The sequence below is a fragment of the Marinobacter sp. genome (genome assembly GCF_965229985.1).
Classification (GTDB): domain Bacteria; phylum Pseudomonadota; class Gammaproteobacteria; order Pseudomonadales; family Oleiphilaceae; genus Marinobacter.
The window spans coordinates 996,910-1,020,610 of record NZ_OZ245935.1; the positions used below are offsets into that span (position 1 = coordinate 996,910).

Below are 23,701 nucleotides of genomic sequence, written 5' to 3' on the forward strand. Positions count from 1 at the left end.
TGCGGTCCTTGACGACCTATCTCTTGGACGGTGACCACACAGTCATCCTCTCACCCCGGAGAAAACGAAGGGTCGCATGAGCTATTGCGACGTTCACCTGGACAAAGAAGTAAGGAATCTTTACCACTGTTTTGTCTCGATGCGAGCTTGAAAAATACCCGAACACGACAATGGCGTAGAACGCGAGTTGACATAACATGGCCAGCGAGTAAATACCTCCACGATATGCCAAGAGCAACGTGCAGATTGCCAGTAAGACCAAAAACCAGGGAACGGCCCACCGCAGTATCTTATGGCTCCAAAGCTGAAATGCAAACCACCGGAATTTAAATGGATTTAGAGCCTCCTTGTGTCTCGCTGCAGCGGTCAACCCCCTTATTACTGTGCGCAGCTTACGCTGATATTCCTTCCCGGGATCCTGGACATCCTGATAGTAGCCAAGAACATCGGGCGCTGTAATCGCAACATACCCCAACGTCGCGCAATTCAAAGCCGTATTAAAATCACTGGGCGATAGAATATCCCACGCTTCACAGACTTCCTTTCTTGCCGCAAAGAACGATCCACTCAACCCAACCAGGCCAGCCCGTTGGGACTCCAAGCGACGCAGTAGCATCTCATACTTAACATATGCACCTTCGCCCGCAACGAGGCCATCGCGACTAATAAAACGATCTTCACTCGATACGGCTCCGACTGCCGTATCCTCAAAATGACTCACGAGTTTTTCGATGGCATCCGGCGGGATCCTTGTTGCGACGTCAGAAAAGACAAGGATATCTCCCTCGGCGGCACGAATTGCATGCAACTGCGCGTTTTCTTTGCCCTTCCTTTCTTCAGCTCTCGCAAGCTTTACTCCGTCGTTCTTGAAACTCCGTACTATCGCGTCCGTTTCATCAACAGACGCATCGGAAGCGACCACAACTTCCAACTGCGGATAGCTCAGTTCGAGACAATTAAGAATTTTATCCCTGATGCGCTCCTCTTCATTGTGGGCTGTGACAATCAGGGATACTCTCGGTGGTTGCGCATTGAGCTTTCGTTCAGAGGACCCACGCCGCGGTGTTAGCTTGAGGACAATCGGGTAGAGAAAATAACTGTAGACACTGCCTAGAAGGGCAACCCAAAACAACAACTCAAGCATTTTCATTAGCCCTGTTAGTATTATGCGATTCGATTTCCGCAAAGAACCTTTGAAGTATGTCCTGGACTGCCTCAGACTCCATGAACGAATTGTGCTCAACATCCACAAACTCAGTACGGACCTTCCCCAGGAGCACCCCCTCCCAACCGAGACTCGGTGCCGCATATACTGGGCCCCGCCCTTCTGGAGCGCGGATCAGCAGTACATCGCCGGAATAGATTTTGTCCCGATGCGTGTACAATGCTTTCTTATTTGACTCTTCAACCCAAAACGGACGTAATTGGTAGGGTAATTCGCGTCCGATGGCCCTATGAATATGTGTCGCAAGTGCTTTTCCATAATAGATTCCACGAGCTCTGATGCTCTCTATTGCCCTGCGAACAATGCTCGGGTCAGGGAAATAATCTGGATACTCTCGTGCGTGGGGTCCAACCGTATCAAGGAGTATGACCCAATCAACATCATGCCCCAGGAGTTGCAGCCTGTGAGCCATTTCTAACGCAATATTCCCACCCATCGATCCGCCCATTAATGTAAACGTACCCCGATAGCCTGCAGCAAGCAGTTCGTTTACATAATCGGCCGCCATTTGTTCAATGGTTTCCTGGGGCTTTAATAATCCATCAAGGCCCCGCGATTGGAAACCTACAACGGGCCGATTAACATCGCGGAAGTGACGAAGCCCACGATAGCTAAGAACATTACCGCCAACCGCGTGCACACAAACGATCGGAGATAATTCAGTCTTCTTGTCAACAAGAGTGACTAAACTGTTCCAGTGGGCTTGAGGGCGATAGGAATCCGAGTTGTTTGTTTCAGGGTGGCTGAGCACATTTATCTGCTCGGCCAAGGCTCTGATTGTAGACGTTTTTAGCAGAACGGCCAAAGGCAGATTCACACCGAAAGTTTTCTCGATCCGTGAGAAAACCTCTAATGCCTTAAGCGAACTCCCTCCAAATACAAAAAAATCGTCATGTCTTCCAAAGTCAGCTCTTCCGAGTATATCTCGCCAGATTTCAGCAAGCTTTTGCTCAAATTCACCCTGGAATTCTGTTTTACCCTGAAGAGGCAATTCACTCTGTTTCACTACTGGCTTGGGGAGTGAGGACTTGTCAATCTTTCCCGTAGGCCCGGTCGGAAGCTTATCAACCTCAATGATATGGGTTGGAACCATGTAAGCGGGAAGGCTTACATGCAGGACTTCATGAATTGCTTCAATTGCTCTATCGTATGGTGCTTCATTACTCCGCACGAAGTAGCAAACAAGTTGTTGTTCGCCTGAAGGTGCCCGCCAAGGCATGGTAAAGGCATGATCAGCAAGACCACTTCCTACTACCTTGAGCGTCACTTCCTCGGGTTCGATTCTGAACCCCCGGATCTTTACTTGATTATCAGCTCGCCCCAGAAACTCAATATTGCCATTACCCAACCACCGGGCAAGATCCCCAGTCCTGTATACCTTCTCAGGGTCATAATGCTCTATTACTGTAAACGCTTGCTTGGTGAGATCCGGTCTATTGATATAACCCAAGGCGACACCATCACCCCCTGCATAGAGTTCCCCCGGAATACCTATAGGGCAACGTTGTCCGTTCGGATCCAGGATATGAACGCGGGTATTGGCAATTGGTTTGCCTATAGGGACTGGAACAGGCACTTTGTCGGCATCTGACATGCTAAAACAGCAGGTAAATGTTGTATTCTCGGTTGGGCCGTAGCCGTTTACTAGTGTCAGTCCAGGATTACGCTTGAGCACTTTTTTGGCAAAAACCGGTGATAAAACTTCACCTCCGGTCAGCAGATAACCAAGAGAATCGAAAATGCCCGCCGCCTCTTCGGCGAAATAATGAAAAAGCGTAGTTGTCAGAAAAACACTGTTTACATTCTTAGCCTTCAAAATCCGTTCCATGTCTCTGGTCGTTAGCCTTTCCTGTTCAGGAATAACCAATACCCCACCATTCAGTAACGGTCCCCAGATCTCAAGGGTTGATGCATCGAAAGGGACGGGCGAGTTCATAAGGAATCGGGTTTCAGAATCGAGCTGCATGAAATCAGTGTTCTTTACCAGCCGAAGCACGTTCCTGTGCGCTACCTCAATACCTTTCGGATCTCCTGTTGAGCCAGACGTAAACATGATATACGCCCTTTCCATTGGCTCGATGGTTGGAAAATTCGAAGAGGCCGGGGAGGAAGAATGCGGCTCTATCTGCACTAACCGGCACGCGTCAGGGAATGATTCCTTGACGCTTTGTTGCAGAGAGTGGGCTAGGACGATCTTGGTTCCGGACTGAAGAATCATCTGTTCCAGTCGTTTGGCAGGAAATCCGGAATCCAGAGGAACATAGCTAGCCCCCGCTTGCAGAATCCCTATCAAAGCAGCGATAGTGTCAGGGTGGCGGCTCGCAATCACTCCAACAGGATCTCCTCTCAAGACACCCTGCTCTAGCAATGTCTCCGTGATACTTCCGGCCCGCTCTGCAAGCTGTCTGTAGGTCCAGCATTGGTCACCAAACTCAACGGCTGGGGAATCAGGATTACTGGACACTTCTGCACTAAAACAGCTAACAATGCTTCCATCTCTGGGGTAAGAGCATTTGGTCGTATTGGCTGCTGAGATAATGTCCAGATCTTCCTCTAACAGCATGCTGAGATTAGCTACCGGAGTCTCAGGGGCGGAGATAGCGCTGATCAGAAGCTCCCGGAAATGATGAGCCATCCTGGACAGCGTTTCTTGTCGAAAAAGTCCCGCGCTGCCCTTCAGCCGCAAACTCAATCCTTCCGCATCATAGTCCGCAAACATTGTTAACTCAGTTGGTCCGTATCCGGTATCGACCATCAACGGTCCCTCCAGACAATTAGTCGTTCCAATTGCCTCAGGTAGTCCCTGCTCATCATTAAACGAAAAGATCGCCTGGTACAACGGCGTCCTTCCAACGTCACGATCAGGATTTACGCTGTTCACCAGGACACCAAATGGCACCCTGCCGTGGCTTAGTGCGTCAATTGTTGTCTTCCGCGCACGACTCAAAAACTGGGAAAACGTTTCGCTACCGATAACCTTTTCCCTAACCGGCACAGTGTTCATAAACAGGCCGATCGCCTTTTCCCCGACTCCAGATTCGCGACCACTAACGGGAACGCCTACTACGTAGTCGCCTTGCTGACTGTATCGGTAAAGCCACACGAAGAACACAGCAAGCAGAATCTGAAAAGGGGTTGAATCCGTCCCCCGCGCGTATTGATTCAGTCTTTTGTAGGCTAATCTGCCAAGGCGTAATCCAGTTTGTATGCTCTCCTGGCTGAATTCCGGCGGGCGAGGATTGTCTGCTTTCACTTCCAGGTAAGGTGGCATTTCCTGAAAGATGGACTGCCAGTAGGCAAGGTCTTGCTGGCTATGCCCGGCTGGTGCGCGCAAGTATTTTTCAAATACATCCTCACAGAGAGCCTCATCATCGGACGGATGACCCTTCTCTACCTCCCCATAAATCTGCGCAAGGTCGCTCCAAAGCCGTTTCTCTGACAATCCATCAATGATCATGTGATGAGCAATGAACTGCAGAACATCGCCTGAGGGGAAACGGTGCAAAACAAACCGGATTAAAGGCTCGGAAGGAGAAAAACTGAACTCCTTCCTGGATTCTTTGCTCAGGATCTCTTCACGAGTGGAGTCTTCCGTTTCCCTACTAAAAACCGTTAAGGCAATACCCGGCGATGTAGCGTTTGTTTTCCATCCAACAAGCTTGCCATCTGAAATCTCAGGAAACATGCGAAAGGCGACATGCCGTGACTGAAGGGTTTTCAAAGCCTCAGAAAGGACTTTTTTATCCAGCCTGCCCTCCAACAGTAGAGCTTCAGATTCGTTATAGACACTTTGCGTTCCGTGAAGCACCCCCGAATACCACATACTCTCCTGCGCAGATGAAACAGGAACTAGACCCGATGGTTCAACCAGCCGGGAACCAGGAGGCTTTTGCATTGCTCCTCCTGGTTTATCATGAAGTTGCCGCTCAATGAGGTTCCAGTGCTCAAATAGATGCGGAGTCGCGAGAAATTGGACCGGTTCTATCCAGCATTTGTAGTCTTGCTCCGCGAGGACGCTTAAACGCGCTGCAGACAAGGAGTGTCCGCCCATGGAGAGGAAAGTAGCTTTGGCATGGGTAGGCGCTCTCCCTAAAACCTGCTCCCAGAGTTTCGCAAGCCCGCTCATTTCTGAGGGAACAGTGTTCACTTCCGGACTTGCTTGAAGAAAATTTTTCGGTAGAGATTCTCTGAGCTTTCGCCGATCCACCTTACGGTTGGGCGTTTCGGGAAATTCATCCACACGGAACCACACAGTTGGAATCATGTACGTGGGAAGAACGGATGAAAGCATCTTGGTTAGAGACTCATCATCAGGCGCTACCTTTGGTCGGATGAAACCAACTAAAACTGGCTCATTAATTTCATCATTGGTTTTGACTACTATTGCATCCTGGACTTCGTCAACCTGTCGGAGAACGGCTTCAATCTCTCCAAGCTCGATCCTGTGTCCGCGAATTTTAACCTGATTATCGAGTCGATCCAGATAGACAAGATCACCGTTGCCCAGAACGGAAACAAGATCGCCCGTGCGGTAGAAACGCTCAGCCCTTCCAAAACCGCTGGCGGAAACGAACCTGTCCTCGGTTAGCTCTGGGCGGTGGTAATAGCCAGGCGTCAGAGCAACACCGCCAATCCAGAGTTCACCAGCATCATTTTTGGGAACACGGTTTCCATTGCTATCACAGACTACGTATTCAATATTCGGTAATGGTTTACCAAGCGGAATTCGCCCGGTACTCAGATCTGCTTCTGAAACCTGATGACAGCTGGACCAAACAGTAGCCTCAGTCGGGCCATACATGTTCCAGACTTCCCCGGCGCAGGCGACAAGTCCGTTCGCAAGGCTCAACGGGAACGCCTCCCCCCCACAAAGCAACTTCTGGTGCCTTTGGGGCCGCCAACCGTAGTCATACAGTAATCGCCAGGTTGCCGGCGTAGCCTGCATCAGGGTCAGACGATTTTCATCAATGACCCGCGATAGCGATTGAGGGTCGAGGCTGTCTCGTTTTGAAACAACATAAACGGTGGCTCCGGCAATCAGCGGCAGGAACAATTCCAGAACGGAGATATCGAAAGAAATTGTGGTGAGGGCCAAAACCCGGTCTTCGGCAGCTATACCCGGTTTATCCGCCATCGCCAGCAGGAAGTTCATCATGGCTGCCCGGGTGATGGGGACGCCTTTGGGGCGGCCTGTCGAGCCGGACGTGAATATCAGGTAGGCGAGATCGTCCGGGCGCCATTCAGGAAGAGATCGGGCCTCAAGCTGGGCAGGTTTGTCCTCCACCACAAAGCGAACGGACGGATTGCTCGGGGGAAGGAGCGCCTCACTTTCCCGGTCTGAGATCACAGCGGCCGAATCGGAGTCTTCAATGATCACAGCGATGCGATCCGACGGAAATGCTGGATCGGCTGGAACATAGCATGCCCCGGCCCGAAGGATACCCAATAACACAGCAGGCAGTTCCAGGGCACGTTCCATGCACACCAGAACCTTGTCTCCCGTCTTTATGCCTTCTGACAGAAGCCAATACGCCCACTGCCGGCTCTGGAGTTCCAGTTCCCGGTACGTGAGAACATCTTCACCAAATACTACAGCGGTTTTTTCCGGCTTATCCTGGCTTTGATTGATAAACAGGTAATCGTAAGGAACTTCCGGCCAGTTCTGGGAATCTGACAGTAATTCAACTGGAGCGATGACCGAACCAATCGTCTGATTATCCCTTTGCGCTCTTTCCATTGAACATCCGATCTCAAGGGAGGTTTTTTACAATACCCGGACCAATTAGCCGGCTCATCCATACTGGCATTCGTTTCCAAATCGCAATTAAAAGGCGAAACTTTGGGTTGTCCGGATTCAACTCTGGCAGGTTTTTCCCTTCGGGCAACGCATAATCCCAGAACAGAGGGATTTCACTTGCACCCCATTGTCGCTTAAACCTTGAGGTACCCGCTCCCCTGCTACAGCGCCCAAAATCAAATATTTGATATTTGTTCTGAATCGCGTATTCAAGGATTCGCCAGTACATCAACATATTAATTCCGGTGTAATTCTCCTCGCGAATCGTCGAGGCCCAGGGTATCTCGAGGCGCCCACCCTGGCCTGCGATGAAAGCACACCCGACTGGCCGGCCATTCTTTTTAACGACCACCAGGCTGGCACCAGAACCTAGCTCTCTCAACAAGTTGGAGAAGAACTCCTTGCCGTAAACGGGTGTCCCAAGGTCTCGCATATTGCGGGCGAACACTTGATAGAACTGACTCAACAGTTCTTCCCCGCCGAAAACGACCTCATCCGCTTCCCGCTCGCCCCTGCGAATCTGGGCCCGGACTTTGGGCCGAAAACTGTTCCACAGGTCCTCTTTCGCTTCTGGAAGAGGTAGCCAGAAGGTCAGTTTATCGGTGCGCTTGGGAAACTTAAACCCGATATCGAAGGCGTGCCTCAGTTCGACATGAGCTACCCCGGTTTCATCTCGCCAGGAAACGGCATTATCGGCAAGTAAATCAGCCGCCTTCCGGTGGTTCGCCAGCACCCCGCCGTAATTGAAGTAGGGAACCGAGACAATAAAATCACCGAAAAGACGGCTTTTCATGCGCACCAGGGGCAAAACCCCGATAACACGGTTGTTTTCGTCCAGTGCGCAAAGATATCGGGTCTGATGGCCAGAGGTTGCTTCGATGAACCTGGTAGTACCTGTGGAATGCCAGATTGAACCCGCAGGGTGCGCCCGCACGTACGCATCCGCAGCAGCGAGGAACTCTCTGCAGGCGAACGCATCAACGATCCGGACTTCTCCGGCTACGGGGTTATCCAGGATTGGCGAGGGAACATCCGGCGTTCCGGGAAACCATGCTTTGGGTTGCTCGTCGACCGTTAATTGCTTTTTGAGCGTTTTCTGAAGTTCCTTGATCTCACTTGAGACCGTCTTCAGTTTGTTGATCAGTGAATCGGCATTGGCGCCCGATTTTTTGGCCACTCCGATCGCTCTGTTCAAATCACCCTTTCTGTCGCGGAGGTTCTCCAACTGCACTTTGAGCTGCCCGGTATCAGGGAATTCGCGATGTGAACCCATATCCGCCCCCTAGACTGAAACCGGTTCAGGGCGGAGTTCCACGCTCGATAGTACGTCTTGTACTGAACCAAAACGAAAATCGCCGAGAAGGGTTTCCAGCCGCCCCATGCATTTATCAAGGTTGTTGTAATGACGGAACCGCGAGAACGCTTTTACTTTCAGGCGGGGTTGGTCGGCGTCAATCTCCCAGGGGTGCAAATAGAAGATGAAAGGCTGCCCTGACCGATTGATTCGCCCAAGCCCCCAACGGCTCAACCAATAGGGGAAAAGACGAAAATACCCGCCTCCGGCAATGGGTAATCGGTAATTTCCCAATGGGCAGGTGGACAGAGGAAACTCGATCAGCGTGCCTCCATTCGGCGCGCGCAGTCGGTAAGGCTCATGAGGCGTCCCTGGCATGCCATAGCGGTCATGATGCACGGGGAAAATCGAGGAATCCCAGGTGAAGCCCTCCTCACACAGGATGTCGAGAGCCCAGCGGGATTGTGCCGTAATTGAATAACTGGCCGCCCGATAGCCGGTAATCGCTTCGCCAGTAATGTCCTCAAGGATACCCTTCGATTTGCGGGTTTCTTCTCGAAAAACTTCAGGACTCTGGTTATAGACAAGCTGATGACTGTATCCATGGCTGGCTATTTCATGGCCAGCATTCCGAATTCTTCTGACAAGATCCGGGGAACGTTCAGCCACCCATCCGAGGGTAAAAAAGGTTGCTTTCACGTCTTTATCCGAGAACAACTGCAGAAGACGGTCTGTGTTGGCTTCAACACGATACTCCATTGAAGGCCAATCCTCAGGACTGACTGCTTCGGATAACGCGGCTACCTGGAAATAATCTTCAACATCGATCGTTAGGGCATTCCTGATCACTTCCGTGTACTCCACTGCCTTCAGAGGCGCTTGAAATATTCATTCTGGGGAGGCTTAACTATTTCACCGGAACCTGTAATTCACTCCTACACTCACCCAGTTCTCTTCAAAATCATTCGCAGGAAGATCGCTTTCGCGATTCTCATGACCAATTTGAGCTGTCAGATCGAGGTCACTCGTTGCTGAATAAGTGATTCCCGTCCTTAGCCTCAGCGCCACGTCATCCTGGGTATTGACTTCAAAGCGAGAATACTCGTAATTACCGGACAGCTGGACGCTCAGCAAAGGCCTCAAGGGCTGACTGTAGGCAATATTTAAACCTGCAACATCTTCGCGGTCATCGGTGCGGAGGTAATCCGCCCTGTTTGCGTATAAACGAACGCTCAAGTCAGCATTATTGCTGTAGCTTTTATTCAAACCGGTGCTTACAGCTGTTACTTCTACTTCAGTCGTTTCCCGCAAATTGAAGACGAAGTCCTGAAACCGGATATCAAAGTCAGATGTTTGATCAGTAAGTTCCCGGCTGGCCTCAAAAAAGAATGCCAAGGATGAGGTCAGATCACGTTCAAGGAACAGGTCTCCTATCCAGCCATCCGAGCTTTGCTCGAAACTGCCGAAACGGCTGGTAAGCTCGCTATAACCGAGACTTCCACGAAATCGAGTGGCCGCCCACTCTTTGGACCAGTTGAACGAGGCCGAATCGGTATCAATCTCACCTCCTGTATCCAGTTCTGCCCTGTCTGCAGTAAAGCTTATTCCCCCCGAGAGGGTTGCATTGAACAGATGGTTCCAGCCTGCCGACCCGATGTATCTTTCGCTGTCTGTTTCTTCAGGTTCGCGAAACTCGGTATTTTCATAGTTTATCGAGAGATTGATCTGGTCCCGGTTGCTAATGGGAATAACGTAGCTGGGCCCTGTGCGGAAGACGTTTTTGAGAGTGCGGTTATCCGGAGTATCGGTTCCGCGCGAATCCTGTTGAACCTGCCTAAGATTATCGGACAACTGCCAGGTCAACCCTGGTCGTAGTTCACACAGCCCCCTGAATGCAAGGTCGGCATAGGTCTCAGGGTCATAGGTAGAATCTGCCCAGACCCCATAGCCAAGACTGCCACCCGTTTCTGACACGCACCTGCCCGGATCAGATTGGTGCTGAACAGATAACGTAACACGGGTTTCCGTATCGCTGAGTTCATTGTTCGCGCTCTGGGTGACGTTGTCACTGTATTTGGACTCTACGCCTCCCGATAAGGTTACAGGTTTGGCAAAAACATGCTGGGCACCAAGGCCAACACAAGCAAGCAAAGCGATGTGGCAAGCGTACTGAATCGTCCCGGATTTTCCTGGCCTATCCATTAATTACCGCTCCCACGAATTTATTCGAACTAAAGGCACTCGCAGCTTGCTCCAGTCCGGAACTGGTTATCTTGCCGTGAGGAACCACCAGCATCCCGTAATCACAAAGTTCAGTGAGTATTCTGGCATCAGGCGAGTCCGAGATAGGCGCTGTATCCAAAACTATAAAGCGATCTGGATAGCGCCGACGAACCGCCTGAAGGAATTGTTTCATTCGGAAAGACGTGAAAAATTCCGCAGGTGTCTCACGCCGGCTACCAGCCGGTATCAGTCGTAGACGTGGGATCCCCGTTGGGTAGAGAATCCGACCAATGTCGAAATCGGGGTCGTCCAGAAAATCGGTCAGGCCGTTCTCTGGCATGATATCCAGTGCTGAGTGTAAGGTCGGTTCCCGGAGATTACAGTCGATAACGAGCGCGGTTTTCGCATGGTCGAAGGCAAAGGCTGCAGCCAGATTCAGTGCAACGAACGATGAGCCAGCTGATTCGGACGCCCCGCTGACAACCAGAGTGAAGTTATTTCCGCCGGATATCTCAAGCAGTTTGGTTCTGAGATTACGGAATCTGTTCACAAGATCCCTGTTTGCCGATTCAGGATAGATTATCCGGCGCTCATCCAGATCCTCTTTGGTGAGCTTCCGAGGTTCCTGCATCCGGGCAATCTGTTTGCTCAGGACATACTTGTCGACGGCGCCAGGCCCCAATTCCAAAGAGCTCGGTACCAGCAGCCTGGAATCATTCCAGTCTGCTTGCTCCTCAACCTGTTTATCCTCTTGGGAGCGTTCCAGCTTTTTGTTAGCGTCAACATCTCTCATCAAATCACCCCAATGATGGTTGCGGCAGCGACAGCAATGTAGGCCGCAGCAACCAATGCCGACAGAATAAATACAGCAACGGTGATCCGCCTGTCACGACGCTTCTCATAGGGCGTCCGAACCACCGGTATCTGCTCAAGCACCGGGAAGTCAAACTCTTCCTCCACCTGACTACGCACTCTTATTCTGGGATCGACTTGAACCCATCCGATTGCCGCCCCGAACGGAGCCACAAGACCTATGAACAGGCCCGCCATGGCGAACATCTCAAACCTTGGCCCGTCCGGGGCGAGTGGGTATTGGGCTGTTTCGTTTATCCGGTAATTCAGGCCCTGACCTTCAATATCCAGGTGCATGGATACACGCGCTTTTTCTCGACGTTTCAGGAGGTCATCATAGATCTGTTTATTTACCTCCATGTCGCGGGTCAGCTCGGAGTACTGGGCCTTATTCGCCTGGATCCGCTCCATTCTTTCCTTCTGTTCTGAAATCAGCCTCTCAATGGAGCGAATGCGGGTTTGTATCGTCTCCATATCCGCTCGGGTAGTAACCAACTCGGATCGAACCTCTTGATAGACCGGATTGGCGACGCTCTCCCCCTGATTCTGATTCAATTCAGGAGTCGCCTCCGCCAGCGCCCTGTCACGCTGCTTGCGAAGCTCTGCCAGTTGCTCTCTCAGGATTACTATGTCCGGGTAAGAATCGTGGTATTGCAGTCGAAGGGCGTCAAGACGAGCCTCGAGCGTATTGATCCGCTCCTGAAAGGCATTTTCCGTTTTGCCTTGGCGAAGAGTGGGAGGCAGATTACTCAATTGTTGTTGGAGGGAATCAGCTCTAGTTTCAAGCTCTTCTCGCTCTAGCTGTGCCAGCTCAAGTTGACGCCGGAGGTCCGCCATCCTGTTATTGGCTTCGCCTTCTGTGCCATCTACGTTCCTGGAAAGAAAGTCCTTAAGGCGCCTCTCAACTTCTGCGAGCTGCTGCTCATAGCTCTTTACCTGTTTATCAATGAAGTCGTACGCAGCTCTGCTTTCAGAACGCTTGCGTTGATTATTCTCCTCGATAAACAGCTGCCCAAAACGCTGTGCCACCTTGAATGCGCGGATCTGCGATTCTGCCGTGTACTCAATACTGAAATAGGAGTCACCACGAGGCCTGACAATAAGATTGCTCCGCAAACCAGCGATTCGACCTTCAAGAACCTCCGGAGATGGCGACGCAGCGCCTTCACCAAAGATGTCCGGGTCCGTCGCTATCTGTTCTATGACGCTGCGCGACCAGAGGAGCTCCTTGGCAGCTGATGCCCGCTCATTTATTTCTGTCGGTACCGCACTTCCTTCCATCAAAGGCCTGATAATGTTTTGGTCATCAACGAAGATTACCACGCTCGATTCGTATTTGTATGGCCACAGAAAACCAAGCGCCAGAACCGCCGCACTCACAATTGCAAATAGCAGGAAGGACAGCCATTTCCGCGACCGGACTTCACGCAGGGCCTCTCGTGGCAACTGACTTAAAGGAAGAGCCATTTCAAATACTCACTCAGGAATCGATGGTCTTTCAGGGATCTATTCAGAAACTGCGCTCAGGGACGCTGATAATGTCGCCCGGTCGCAGGGAATAGTTTGTTGTGATGTCCCCATCACTCAGAATGTCTCCGAGACGAACAGGAATGGCGACCACTTCTCCCTCATGAACTCTATAGAGGCGGGTATCATTTTCGGCAGCAAATGGTGTTAGACCGCCTGAACCCAGCACCATATCAAGAACGGTCATCCCTTCACGGTATGGGACAGAGGTTGGTTGCTGGACGGCGCCAGTCACCCTCACCCGATTAACAAACTCGTTACTCCCCATGGAAGTAACAACAATGCTCACCTGAGGTTCGCGAATATATTGTGCCAATTGCGTCTCGATGGAATCGGCTAACTGTTGTGGTGATCTACCACTAGCCTGAACATCGCCTACCAGAGGCACAGAGATCTTTCCGTCCGGCCGGACAGGAACCGCTATGCTAAGGTCCTCATTTCTCCAAACGGAAACCTGAACGACGTCGGTTGGCCCCAGAACGTATTCTTCATTCTCTTGTGTCACCGGCGCCTCCAGGGCCCGTTGAATTCGATCGGGGGAGGATGACGGTGTTGAGGAGCAACCGCTCAACACGATCAAAGCCAGAACAGAGGCAAAACCATTCAGCAAAAACTTTGCGCCAGTCATATTCATTACTCTCTTTCTTCTCCGTGAATGGGAAAGCTGTAATCGACGAGAAAACTCTGACCCACAGCTACCTTGATCCTTTTTTGAACAATACCACCTCTACTGTCTGAATTATAACCAACAAATCCAGAAGTAAACTTTGGTTCTTGATGTAATAAAGGTCGTACCTGAGTTTCTCGCGAGTGTCCTCTTCATTGTCGGCGTACGCAAAGCAAAGCTGCGCCCACCCGGTCAGACCAGGCTTTACGCGATGTCGTTCATTGTAGAATGGAATCTTGCGGGTCAACTGCTCAACGAACACAGGACGTTCTGGTCTCGGCCCAACAAAAGCCATGCTGCCATTCAGGACGTTGAATAGCTGAGGCAGCTCATCAATTCTTACCTTTCGAATAAAATCTCCGACCCTGGTTACCCGGGAGTCGTTTTTCTTCGCCCATACTGCGCCATCTTTCTCAGCGTCGGTCTTCATTGAGCGGAACTTGTGGACCATGAAAGGTCTGCCGTTAAGTCCAACCCTTTCTTGACTATAAAACACCGGTGCTTTCCAGCCATCCTCAATCTTGATCGCGATAGCGGTCAACAACATCAATGGGCAGGTAGCAATAAAAAGCGCGCCGGCGGCAAGCAAGTCGAGAGAGCGCTTGCCTGCGCCAAATACAGAAGAAACATTGAAACCGTCCGAGAACACCAGCCATCCTGGCGTAATCATCTCAAGGGCAACTTTGCGCGACTCACGCTCATAGAAACTCGCTCCGTCGACAATCTTGATGCCTTCCATTTTGCATTCCAGAAGGTCCTCCATCGGCAGACCCTTTCGACGGTCATCGACAGCAACCACAATCTCGGCTACCGGGCTGCGCAGCACATAATCGTGAAGCGTACCCGGAAAGTTCAGCAGGTATTGTTGATCGACTTCAATAGCGGCATCCGGCATGGGGACAAACCCGGCCAACACAAATCCCTTCCTGTTAAATGGCGTTCTCAGATCCTCCAGCAACTGTCGGGCACGAACGCCGGCGCCCAGCACCAACACTTTCCGTTTGAACGCATCCTTGCCGATGACCGCAAAAAATACCGAACGAGCAATACCAAGAAGAAAAACACCAAATACCGAAGAGGTCGTCAGAACACTGCTGTCTCCCAGGTACCAAAGCCATTCACTTGAGGTAAACCAGGCAAAACCACTCAGTGGAAGCGCAATAACAACGGCCATGATAGTCCGGAGCATCATGCCGGACATGCCCTCCTCAACCCGGGACTGATGAACACCCAAAGCGACCATCACGACAAGGTTGAATATTGCAAAAACAACACAGGAAGGAAGAATAAATTTCAGATTAGCGCCGAAAAGCTCAACATCTCCAAAAAACCGGAAAAAGATGGCAAGTGCACAAGCCAGGACCAGGACAGCGCAGTCGATCAGGCCAAGAATGACGAAGGGGAGATGAATGTAGTGTCTAAACAATCTGACGTGGGCCACGTCGACTCCTTTTGCTGCTCACAACCATAAAACTGCATCCTTTGCGTTCTATACAGCGATTTCAGAGCAACAGTGTACTTCAATTTGGGTTTACTTCAATCGAGGGGACATAACCTTTTCGATGCATTCCGCTATTTGTAAACAAAACTGACAGGCCGTACTTCTCCGACCTGCCAGTTACGTTAACCTCTTCTTACGATTTCGCCTGCTTTCGCTTCCGCGACAGCGCGAGCCCGGTAATACCAAGGCCAAGAAGAGCCAGAGTTCCAGGCTCAGGGACCGTCACACGGCCAACGGTAACGTTGTCTATACCAATGCCATCACTGGTGTTGTTCATATTGAAAGAAAGCTTTTCAATAGAACCGCTTAGCGAAAAAAAGCTGAGGTAGTAGGTGTTTCCGGAGGATACGTTGCCATTCGTTCCAAGTATATTTTGAATTGATTCGGTGAAAACGTCGTCAATTCCGCTAACTTTGATATCCAGGGTGCCCCACTGGTCATTAGGGTCAGTAAGGAAGAAGCCAATGGCAGTAACACCGTCTATTGGCTTGAAATCGAAAGCTTGATGATCGAGGCTATCCAGATACTGTTCGTTGTCAGTGTCACTTGGCATCGGGAAGCGGCCGTAAAGGTCACCTTGCACAATCCCCAAACCTTCACCGCAAGAAAAACTCCCTTGATTACAGGATTGGCCATATTGATCCGGATTATTCTCAGAGGTAGAGAATTCGCCGACACCGGTATTGACTACCAGGCTTTGAAAGCCACTTGTAAGCCCCTCAAAACCTTCCGTTTGTCGGCTGGAGAGTTGGCCCCAAAAAAACTGCTCATCATCCTGGGTGGCGCCGGGGCCGCTAACGTAATGGACGATACTGGCTTGAGCGATGGACGAAAAAGCAAACGCTGATGCGACCGAGATGCCGGCCGCCAATCGAAGGAATGAAGACATCACCATGATACTGCTCCTTGGTACTTCCCTTTTTGATGTCTGCTCCTTGAAGCAAATTCGGGGCCGAAATTTTTAACCTATTACTTTCAATTAGTTAAACAAAAAATAAGCCAATGAGCTTAACGTTGTGTAAAAATTACTGACAGGCGGCCTCACTTGTCCCTTGTCCAACCTCGCTAAATGGTAAAAAGTGAAACAAAATCCTGTACGGCAGTTGCTTCCAGATCCTGCTGGTCCTTGCATATTGCGTTGATCTGATCACAGCGCTGAGCTGGAAACCGCGTGGCGAGGTTGTGGCGGAATTTATCTAACAGCAATGGCATTCCATCTTTTCTCCGCCGGCGATGGCCAATAGGATACTCAACGGCTACTTTGTCGGTGCTGCTGCCATCTCTGAAAAATACCTGGACCGCATTGGCTATTGAACGCTTGTCCTCCTCCAGGTATTCCCGGGTATAGCGCTCATCTTCAACGATCTCCATTTTATCCCGAAGGGTGTCGATGATCGGGTGAGCCTCGTGAAATGAATCCTCATAGTGTTCTGCAGTGAGAGTTCCGAAAATCAAAGGTACGGCTGTCATGTACTGCAAACAGTGATCCCGGTCCGCCGCGTTCGCCAACTTTCCAACCTTGGAGATGATCCGGATAGCCGATTCGTGAGTGGTAATAACAATCCTGTCGATATCATCAAGCCGGTCCTGTATCTCTGGATGAAGCGTTACTGCTGCCTCAGCAGCGGTCTGGGCATGGAATTCGGCCGGGAAGGAAATCTTGAAAAGGATGTTCTCCATTACATAGGAGCCAAAATTCTGGGGAATCGAGAATTCTCTTTTGCCCTCTGGCTTGAGCTTCTGATCTTTGTTGGTTTTGCTGAATAGTACGTCGTAGAAACCCCATTGCGGCGCTGTCAGCACTCCCGGTATTCCCATCTCCCCACGCATGGCTATATCGGCCAGCCTCACTGCCCTCGATGTGGCGTCGCCGGCGGCCCAGGATTTTCTGGAGCCTGCGTTGGGTGCGTGACGATAAGTCCTGAGTGATTGTCCATCTACCCATGCATGGGATAACGCAGAGAGTAGCTGCTGCCGGTTGGCGCCCATCATTTTCGCCGCAACTGCTGTAGAGGCGACTTTCACCAGCACTACATGATCCAGACCCACGCGATTGAACGAATTCTCAAGCGCCAGGACCCCCTGGATTTCGTGAGCCATGATCATGGCCTCCAGAACCGCTCCCATAGTCAGGGGGGCTTTGCCCTCGGCGACCCGTTTCTGCGAGAGGTGGTCTGCCACTGCCAATATGGCACCGAGATTATCCGATGGGTGACCCCATTCTGCCGCCAGCCAGGTGTCGTTGTAGTCCAACCAGCGAACGATACAGCCGATATCCCAGGCGGCTTTCACCGGATCAAGCCGGAAAGACGTTCCGGGTACGCGCGCACCATGAGGAACCACCGTGCCCTCAACGATCGGGCCAAGATGTTTCGTGCAGTCCGGAAAACGCAGAGCCAGAAGACCGCACCCGAGAGTATCCATCAAGCAGTAGCGAGCGGTGTTCCAGGCTTCGTCGCTGTCAATGCGATAGCCTAGAACGTAGTCAGTTATTTTGCTCAGGACTTCGTCATAATCGGGGCGTTCGTTTATATCGAATTGCGCAGACATAAACCGTTTTCCTCTTTTGAAGTCAGCTTTACGATCAAGACTAGTTGAATACCCAGCGGAATTCAGTGATCGCGGATCGGCTGATGTTGAAAAAATTTACACCTCAGTGTGTCATTTTTTAGACAGAAATCCCTATGTCACTGTTTATAATGTTGAATTTATTATTGGCACGAGTCTGGCTATCGAAAAGAATAGAGCAAGCGACTGCGTTGCTCAGGCAAAGGCGGGTTCGGAAACCTGTAAAAACAATTTTCAAGGAGATCTTCATATGAAAATCAAGCAAACACTCGCAGCTCTGCTTCTGGCGTGCTGCACGGCATTTGCGCCATTCTCAGCGTCAGCAGCTCCGATTACGGAATTGGCTCTGGTGGTGGATGCATCTGGAAGTATCAGTAGCAGTAACTGGAACCTCCAGATGAGTGGTTACGCTAACGCAATCAACAATGTGGTGCCCACTGACGGAAGCGTTGGCATTTCGGTCATCCGGTTTGCACAGACCGCAAGTGTCGTGCGGACCATGACGACGATTACCGACATTACCGCCAGGACAAATCTGGCAAACTTTTTCCTTGGTCTCAGCCAAAGCGGAAATGGTAACCTCACCTGTATTTCATGCGGGATAACCTCTGCTGAAGGCACGTTTAGCGGCTTAGCGCAACGTTCCATCATCGATGTTTCAACAGACGGTTTTAACAATGTGGGAACTGATCCTGCTGGATCTGCTGCCATAACCGGCACTTCAGCGTGGGCCGTGGAAAATGGCAATGCCGATGTAGTCAACGCAATTGGCATCGGAACCGGCACTGCTCCCGACTTCGCTTATGGACCGGGATCGTTTTCGCTCCTGGCGAGTAACTTCAACGACTTCCAGACTACCCTCGAAGAAAAGCTTCGTCGCGAGATTCAGGTTCCTGAACCCGCCACATTGGGCCTTCTGGGTCTGGGACTCCTCGGTGTTGCAGGTATGCGTCGCAAGAAAGCCTGACAGAAAGACCTGCACGATTGAGCCATAAGCAGAATGAAACGGCGGCCAAAAGGCCGCCGTTTTTGTTAGAACGTATCGCCAGGCACCATCACCCAACCTTCCATCAATACCCGCGCACTGCGGCTCATGATGGCTTTGGTTGCGGTCCATTGACCATCCACTTCCTTCGCTTCTGCCCCCACACGCAAGGTGCCGGAAGGGTGACCGAAGGTCACATGGGTTCGGTCGCCACCGCCTGCCGCAAGGTTCACCAGGGTTCCGGGAACCGCCGATGCCGTGGCAATTGCCACCGCCGCCGTGCCCATCATGGCGTGGTGGAGTTTGCCCATGGACAGGGCGCGAACCAGGACATCCACATCCCCTGCCCCGATGCTCTTGCCGCTTGAAGATACGTAATCCGACGGCTTCGCCACGAAGGCCACTTTCGGGGTGTGCTGACGGTTGGCGGCTTCTTCGATGTTCTGGATCAGCCCCATCTTCACCGCACCGTGGGCCCGGATGGTTTCGAACATTGCCAGGGCTTTGGGGTCGGAGTTGATGTCGTCCTGTAGCTCTGTGCCTTTGTACCCGATGTCTTCGGCGTTGAGGAAGATGGTGGGGATGCCGGCATTGATCATGGTGGCTTTCAGGGTGCCTACGCCGGGCACTTCCAGGTCGTCCACCAGGTTGCCGGTGGGGAACATGGAGCCTTCGCCGTCAGCCGGGTCCATAAATTCCACCTGCACTTCGGCAGCCGGGAAGGTTACGCCGTCCAGCTCGAAATCGCCGGTTTCCTGTACCTCACCGTTGGTGATGAGCACGTGGGCGACGATCGTTTTCTTGATATTGGCCTGCCAGATGCGGACGGTGCAGGTGCCATTCTCCGGAATCCGGTCTTTGGCCACGAAACCGCTGTTGATGGCGAAAGCGCCTACAGCAGCAGTAAGGTTGCCACAGTTACCGCTCCAGTCCACAAACGGCTTGTCGATGGAGACCTGGCCGAACAGGTAGTCGACATCATGATCCGGCTGGGTGGGCTCCACCAGGATCACGGTTTTGCTGGTGCTGGAGGTAGCGCCGCCCATACCGTCGATTTGCTTCTGGTAGGGGTCGGGACTGCCGATCACCCGCAGCAGGAGTTTGTCCCGGGCTTCGCCCGGGCTCTGGCAGGCTTCCGGCAAATCCTTCAGCCGGAAGAACACGCCTTTGCTGGTGCCGCCACGCATGTACGTGGCGGGGATTTTTATTTGTGGCTTGTGTGTCATGCCGCACCTTCCGATTGCAGGAAATCCTCGGCGAACCTCTGCAACACACCACCTGCGCTGTAGATAGACACTTCTTCAGCGGTATCCAGGCGGCAGACAACCGGAATGCGCTCGGTGCTACCGTTCTTCCGGTGGATTACCAAAGTGAGCTCAGCGCGGGGCGCCGGTGTGCCCTCCACGTCGTAGGTTTCGGTGCCGTCGATGCCCAGGGTCTTGCGGGTGGTGCCTTCCTCGAACTGCAGGGGCATCACGCCCATGCCGATCAGGTTGGTACGGTGAATCCGCTCGAAACCTTCGGCAACGATGGCTTCGACACCGGCCAGCGCCACGCCTTTGGCGGCCCAGTCACGGGAGGAGCCCTGCCCGTAGTCGGCACCGGCAATGATGACCAGCGGCTGCTTGCGCTCCATGTAGGTTTCAATGGCTTCCCACATACGGGTGACCTTGCCTTCCGGCTCGATCCGCGCCAGGGAGCCCTGCTTCACGTTGCCGTTTTCGTCCCGGACCATTTCGTTGAACAGTTTCGGGTTGGCGAAGGTGGCACGCTGAGCGGTCAGGTGGTCACCCCGGTGTGTGGCGTAGGAGTTAAAGTCTTCCTCCGGCACACCCATCTTGTGCAGGTATTCACCGGCTGCGCTGTTCATCAGGATCGCATTGGATGGCGACAGATGGTCAGTGGTGATGTTGTCCGGCAACACCGCCAGCGGGCGCATGCCCTTGAGGGTTTTCTCACCTACCATGCCACCTTCCCAATAAGGCGGGCGACGGATGTAGGTGCTCTGCGGGCGCCATTCGTACAACGGGTTGGTGTTGGCCTGCGCATCGCGAGTGATGTCGAACATCGGGATGTAGGTGCTGCGGAACTGTTCCGGCTTCACGCTGGATTTCACGATAGCATCGATTTCCGCGTCGTCCGGCCAGATGTCCTTCAGGGTGACGGGGTTGCCGTCTTTGTCGTAGCCCAAGGCATCTTTCTCGATGTCGAAACGGATGGTCCCTGCGATCGCATAGGCAACCACCAACGGCGGCGACGCCAGGAACGCCTGCTTGGCGTATGGATGAATCCGGCCGTCGAAGTTGCGGTTACCGGAAAGCACCGCAGTGGAATACAGATCCCGATCGATGATTTCCTGCTGGATTTTCGGGTCCAGGGCGCCACTCATGCCGTTACAGGTGGTGCAGGCAAAAGCCACAACACCGAAGCCGAGTTGTTCCAGCTCTGGCAGCAGCTTGGCTTCTTCCAGGTACATCTTGACCGTCTTGGAGCCCGGCGCCAGGGAGGTTTTCACCCAGGGCTTGCGAGTCAGCCCCAGTTTGTTGGCGTTGCGGGCGATCAGGCCGGCAGCCACCATATTGCGGGGGTTGCTGGTGTTGGTGCAGCTGGTGATGGCGGCGATGATGCAGGCGCCATCCGGCATCTTGCCCTCTTCCTGTTCCCACTCACCGGCAATGCCGCGTTCTGCCAGCTCGGATGTCGGCAGATGCGCATGGGGGTTGGAGGGGCCAGCCAGGGTACGGGTCACTTTGGACAGGTCGAACTTCAGCACGCGCTCGTATTCGGCGTTCTTCATGCTGTCGGCCCAGAGACCGGTTTCCTTGGCGTATTTCTCCACCAGAGCAACCTGATCGTCTTCACGGCCGGTCAGTTTCAGGTAGTCGATGGTCTGGCCGTCGATGTAAAACATCGCAGCGGTGGCACCGTATTCCGGGGTCATGTTGGATATGGTGGCACGATCGCCGACTGTGAGGCTGTCAGCGCCTTCACCGTAGAACTCCAGGTAGGCGCCAACCACGCGCTCTTTACGCAGGAATTCGGTAATGGCCAGTACCATATCGGTACCGGTGATACCCGGCTGCAGTTTGCCAGTCAGCTCTACGCCGACAATATCCGGCAGGCGCATCATGGACGCACGGCCAAGCATAACGCTCTCTGCTTCCAGGCCACCCACGCCCACGGAAATAACGCCCAGGGCATCCACCATCGGGGTGTGGCTGTCCGTACCAACGCAGGTATCCGGGAAAGCCACTCCATCGCGGTTCTGAACCACCGGGGACATCTTTTCCAGGTTGATCTGGTGCATGATGCCGTTGCCAGGAGGAATCACGTCCACGTTCTTGAACGCGGTCTTTGTCCAGTTGATGAAGTGGAAACGGTCGTCGTTGCGGCGGTCTTCGATCTGACGATTCTTCTCGAACGCGTCTTTCTCAAAACCGGCGTGCTCAACGGCCAGGGAATGATCCACGATCAGCTGGGTCGGAACCACCGGGTTGACCTTGGCAGGATCACCGCCCTTCTCGGCGATGGCGTCACGCAGACCCGCCAGATCCACCAGGGCCGTCTGGCCAAGAATGTCGTGGCACACCACGCGGGCCGGGTACCAGGGGAAGTCCAGGTCGCGCTTGCGCTCGATTAGCTGCTTCAGTGAGTCCGTCAGCACCTCAGGGTCGCAGCGGCGAACGAGTTGTTCCGCAAGGATCTTGGAGGTGTACGGAAGTTTTTCGTACGCGCCGGCCTGGATGTCTTCCACGGCCTGGCGGGTATCGAAATAGTCCAGGTCGGTGCCTGGTAATTTTTTACGGTATTCGGTGTTCATGGGCGCTCCTCAATCGGTACCCACTTGGCATCCGCCGGGCCGGTGTAATCGGCGCTTGGGCGGATGATGCGGTTGTTTGCACGCTGCTCTTTCACGTGGGCGGTCCAGCCGGATACCCGGGACATCACGAAGATCGGGGTGAACAGTTCGGTCGGAATGCCCATGAAGTGATAGGCAGAGGCGTGGAAGAAATCGGCGTTACAGAACAGCTTCTTCTCGCGCCACATAACGGCTTCACAGCGCTCGGATACCGGGTACAGCACGGTATCGCCCACTTCTTCCGCCAACTTCTTCGACCACTGCTTGATGATGGCGTTGCGCGGGTCGGACTCTTTGTAGATCGCATGGCCGAAGCCCATGATTTTCTCTTTCCGCTCAAGCATGCCCATCAGACCTTCTTCGGCCTCTTCCGGCGTCTTGAACTTCTGGATCAGGGCCATGGCTGCCTCGTTGGCACCACCGTGCAGAGGACCGCGCAGAGAACCGATCGCGCCGGTCACACAGCTGTGGATGTCAGACAAGGTGGAGGCACAAACGCGGGCGGTAAATGTGGAGGCGTTGAATTCGTGCTCTGCGTACAGGATCAGAGACACGTTCATCACGCGCTCGTGGAGTTCGCTGGGCTTCTTGCCGTGCAGCAGCTCCAGGAAATGGCCGCCGATGGAATCCACGTCGCTTTCAGTTTCGATACGAACGCCATCGTGGGCGAAGCGGTACCAGTAGGTGATGATGGACGGGAACACTGCCAGCATGCGGTCGATCTTGTCGTCCTGCTCGCTGAAATCTTCTTCAGTTTCCAAATTACCCAGCATGGAGCAGCCGGTACGCATCACATCCATCGGGTGCGCGTCTTTGGGGATCTGCTCAAGCACGGTTTTCAGGGCAGCAGGTAGACCGCGCAGGCTCTGGAGCTTTTTCTTGTAGGCATCCAGTTCCTGACGGTTTGGCAGTTTGCCGCGCAGCAGCAGGTAGGCGATTTCTTCAAACTGGGCTTTCTCGGCGAGATCTGCGATGTCGTAGCCGCGGTAGGTCAGGCCTGCGCCGCTTTTACCCACTGTACACAGGGCAGTTTCGCCAGCTACCTGGCCACGGAGGCCTGCGCCGCTCAATTGTTTTGCTTCAGCCATTGTTGTCTCCCATCGTTATCTTGTTTGGGGTGTCGGATTACGGCTTCGCCTAATCCGACCTACATAATTGATGCCGGAATTTTTGTAGGTTGGATTAGCCGAAGGCGTAATCCAA

The 23,701-nt window shown here is 52.8% G+C and carries 15 protein-coding genes; 1 reads left to right on the forward strand and 14 read right to left on the reverse strand.

Translation table 11 applies throughout. The features are described 5' to 3' along the window. Nucleotides 1-16 precede the first annotated feature (16 nt). The 11 genes from ACO06L_RS04515 to prpD form a co-directional block, all read right to left on the reverse strand. On the reverse strand, nucleotides 17-1,144 hold the full coding sequence (locus ACO06L_RS04515; RefSeq protein WP_336143078.1) for a glycosyltransferase: 1,128 nt from the start codon (nucleotides 1,142-1,144) through the stop codon (nucleotides 17-19). Next, nucleotides 1,137-6,962, reverse strand: coding sequence for an amino acid adenylation domain-containing protein (locus tag ACO06L_RS04520; RefSeq protein WP_421845358.1), 5,826 nt, complete (start codon nucleotides 6,960-6,962; stop codon nucleotides 1,137-1,139). The genes ACO06L_RS04515 and ACO06L_RS04520 overlap by 8 nt, the downstream gene beginning before the upstream one ends. 13 nt (nucleotides 6,963-6,975) lie before the next feature. Then, the gene (locus ACO06L_RS04525; protein ID WP_336143084.1) at nucleotides 6,976-8,295 is read right to left on the reverse strand and encodes a FemAB family XrtA/PEP-CTERM system-associated protein; all 1,320 of its coding nucleotides are present in this window, start codon (nucleotides 8,293-8,295) and stop codon (nucleotides 6,976-6,978) included. A 9-nt stretch (nucleotides 8,296-8,304) separates the two neighbouring features. Next, a complete protein-coding gene (locus ACO06L_RS04530; RefSeq protein WP_421845360.1) occupies nucleotides 8,305-9,165 on the reverse strand; it encodes an XrtA system polysaccharide deacetylase in 861 nt (286 codons plus the stop codon). 63 nt (nucleotides 9,166-9,228) lie between these two features. Then, nucleotides 9,229-10,518, reverse strand: a complete 1,290-nt coding sequence (locus ACO06L_RS04535; protein ID WP_336143087.1) for an outer membrane beta-barrel protein — start codon at nucleotides 10,516-10,518, stop codon at nucleotides 9,229-9,231. Next, nucleotides 10,511-11,332 carry a hypothetical protein gene (locus ACO06L_RS04540; protein WP_227512730.1) on the reverse strand — a complete coding sequence of 274 codons (822 nt, stop codon included), beginning with the start codon at nucleotides 11,330-11,332 and terminating at the stop codon, nucleotides 10,511-10,513. The genes ACO06L_RS04535 and ACO06L_RS04540 overlap by 8 nt, the downstream gene beginning before the upstream one ends. Then, nucleotides 11,332-12,858, reverse strand: a complete 1,527-nt coding sequence (locus tag ACO06L_RS04545; protein ID WP_064228350.1) for an XrtA system polysaccharide chain length determinant — start codon at nucleotides 12,856-12,858, stop codon at nucleotides 11,332-11,334. Before ACO06L_RS04545 ends, ACO06L_RS04540 begins: the two co-directional genes overlap by 1 nt. A gap of 43 nt (nucleotides 12,859-12,901) precedes the next feature. Further along, nucleotides 12,902-13,552: an XrtA/PEP-CTERM system exopolysaccharide export protein gene (locus ACO06L_RS04550; protein ID WP_336143089.1), complete on the reverse strand. Its 651-nt coding sequence runs from the start codon at nucleotides 13,550-13,552 to the stop codon at nucleotides 12,902-12,904. Between the two features lie 61 nt (nucleotides 13,553-13,613). Further along, nucleotides 13,614-15,026, reverse strand: a complete 1,413-nt coding sequence (locus ACO06L_RS04555; protein ID WP_064228349.1) for a TIGR03013 family XrtA/PEP-CTERM system glycosyltransferase — start codon at nucleotides 15,024-15,026, stop codon at nucleotides 13,614-13,616. Nucleotides 15,027-15,219: 193 nt separating this feature from the next. Then, nucleotides 15,220-15,981 carry a PEP-CTERM sorting domain-containing protein gene (locus ACO06L_RS04560; RefSeq protein ID WP_064228348.1) on the reverse strand — a complete coding sequence of 254 codons (762 nt, stop codon included), beginning with the start codon at nucleotides 15,979-15,981 and terminating at the stop codon, nucleotides 15,220-15,222. Between the two features lie 170 nt (nucleotides 15,982-16,151). Next, nucleotides 16,152-17,636, reverse strand: a complete 1,485-nt coding sequence (gene prpD, locus ACO06L_RS04565; protein ID WP_336143093.1) for a 2-methylcitrate dehydratase — start codon at nucleotides 17,634-17,636, stop codon at nucleotides 16,152-16,154. 268 nt (nucleotides 17,637-17,904) lie between these two features. On the opposite strand from prpD, the gene ACO06L_RS04570 reads away from it, so the two are divergent. After that, nucleotides 17,905-18,621: a DUF1194 domain-containing protein gene (locus ACO06L_RS04570; RefSeq protein ID WP_336143094.1), complete on the forward strand. Its 717-nt coding sequence runs from the start codon at nucleotides 17,905-17,907 to the stop codon at nucleotides 18,619-18,621. Between the two features lie 65 nt (nucleotides 18,622-18,686). Here the strand turns inward: ACO06L_RS04570 and prpF are convergent, their stop codons facing one another. From prpF to prpC, 3 genes are read right to left on the reverse strand one after another with little or no spacing between them, the layout of a single operon-like run. After that, nucleotides 18,687-19,865 (reverse strand): 2-methylaconitate cis-trans isomerase PrpF, encoded by a 1,179-nt coding sequence (gene prpF / locus ACO06L_RS04575; protein ID WP_202347533.1) that lies wholly within the window; start codon nucleotides 19,863-19,865, stop codon nucleotides 18,687-18,689. Continuing rightward, the gene (gene acnD, locus ACO06L_RS04580; RefSeq protein WP_202347532.1) at nucleotides 19,862-22,459 is read right to left on the reverse strand and encodes a Fe/S-dependent 2-methylisocitrate dehydratase AcnD; all 2,598 of its coding nucleotides are present in this window, start codon (nucleotides 22,457-22,459) and stop codon (nucleotides 19,862-19,864) included. The genes prpF and acnD overlap by 4 nt, the downstream gene beginning before the upstream one ends. After that, a complete protein-coding gene (gene prpC, locus ACO06L_RS04585) occupies nucleotides 22,456-23,586 on the reverse strand; it encodes a bifunctional 2-methylcitrate synthase/citrate synthase (RefSeq protein ID WP_202347531.1) in 1,131 nt (376 codons plus the stop codon). Before prpC ends, acnD begins: the two co-directional genes overlap by 4 nt. Between the last annotated feature and the right edge of the window lie 115 nt (nucleotides 23,587-23,701).

What these genes read in the sequence shown, in the direction of transcription:
- ACO06L_RS04545 (WP_064228350.1), bottom strand. Translation starts at nt 12,858, where the DNA reads ATGGCTCTTCCTTTAAGTCAGTTGCCACGAGAGGCCCTGCGTGAAGTC.
- ACO06L_RS04520 (WP_421845358.1), bottom strand. Translation starts at nt 6,962, where the DNA reads ATGGAAAGAGCGCAAAGGGATAATCAGACGATTGGTTCGGTCATCGCT.
- ACO06L_RS04535 (WP_336143087.1), bottom strand. Translation starts at nt 10,518, where the DNA reads ATGGATAGGCCAGGAAAATCCGGGACGATTCAGTACGCTTGCCACATC.
- prpF (WP_202347533.1), bottom strand. Translation starts at nt 19,865, where the DNA reads ATGACACACAAGCCACAAATAAAAATCCCCGCCACGTACATGCGTGGC.
- acnD (WP_202347532.1), bottom strand. Translation starts at nt 22,459, where the DNA reads ATGAACACCGAATACCGTAAAAAATTACCAGGCACCGACCTGGACTAT.
- ACO06L_RS04550 (WP_336143089.1), bottom strand. Translation starts at nt 13,552, where the DNA reads ATGAATATGACTGGCGCAAAGTTTTTGCTGAATGGTTTTGCCTCTGTT.
- ACO06L_RS04515 (WP_336143078.1), bottom strand. Translation starts at nt 1,144, where the DNA reads ATGCTTGAGTTGTTGTTTTGGGTTGCCCTTCTAGGCAGTGTCTACAGT.
- prpD (WP_336143093.1), bottom strand. Translation starts at nt 17,636, where the DNA reads ATGTCTGCGCAATTCGATATAAACGAACGCCCCGATTATGACGAAGTC.
- ACO06L_RS04525 (WP_336143084.1), bottom strand. Translation starts at nt 8,295, where the DNA reads ATGGGTTCACATCGCGAATTCCCTGATACCGGGCAGCTCAAAGTGCAG.
- prpC (WP_202347531.1), bottom strand. Translation starts at nt 23,586, where the DNA reads ATGGCTGAAGCAAAACAATTGAGCGGCGCAGGCCTCCGTGGCCAGGTA.
- ACO06L_RS04570 (WP_336143094.1), top strand. Translation starts at nt 17,905, where the DNA reads ATGAAAATCAAGCAAACACTCGCAGCTCTGCTTCTGGCGTGCTGCACG.
- ACO06L_RS04540 (WP_227512730.1), bottom strand. Translation starts at nt 11,332, where the DNA reads ATGAGAGATGTTGACGCTAACAAAAAGCTGGAACGCTCCCAAGAGGAT.
- ACO06L_RS04560 (WP_064228348.1), bottom strand. Translation starts at nt 15,981, where the DNA reads ATGGTGATGTCTTCATTCCTTCGATTGGCGGCCGGCATCTCGGTCGCA.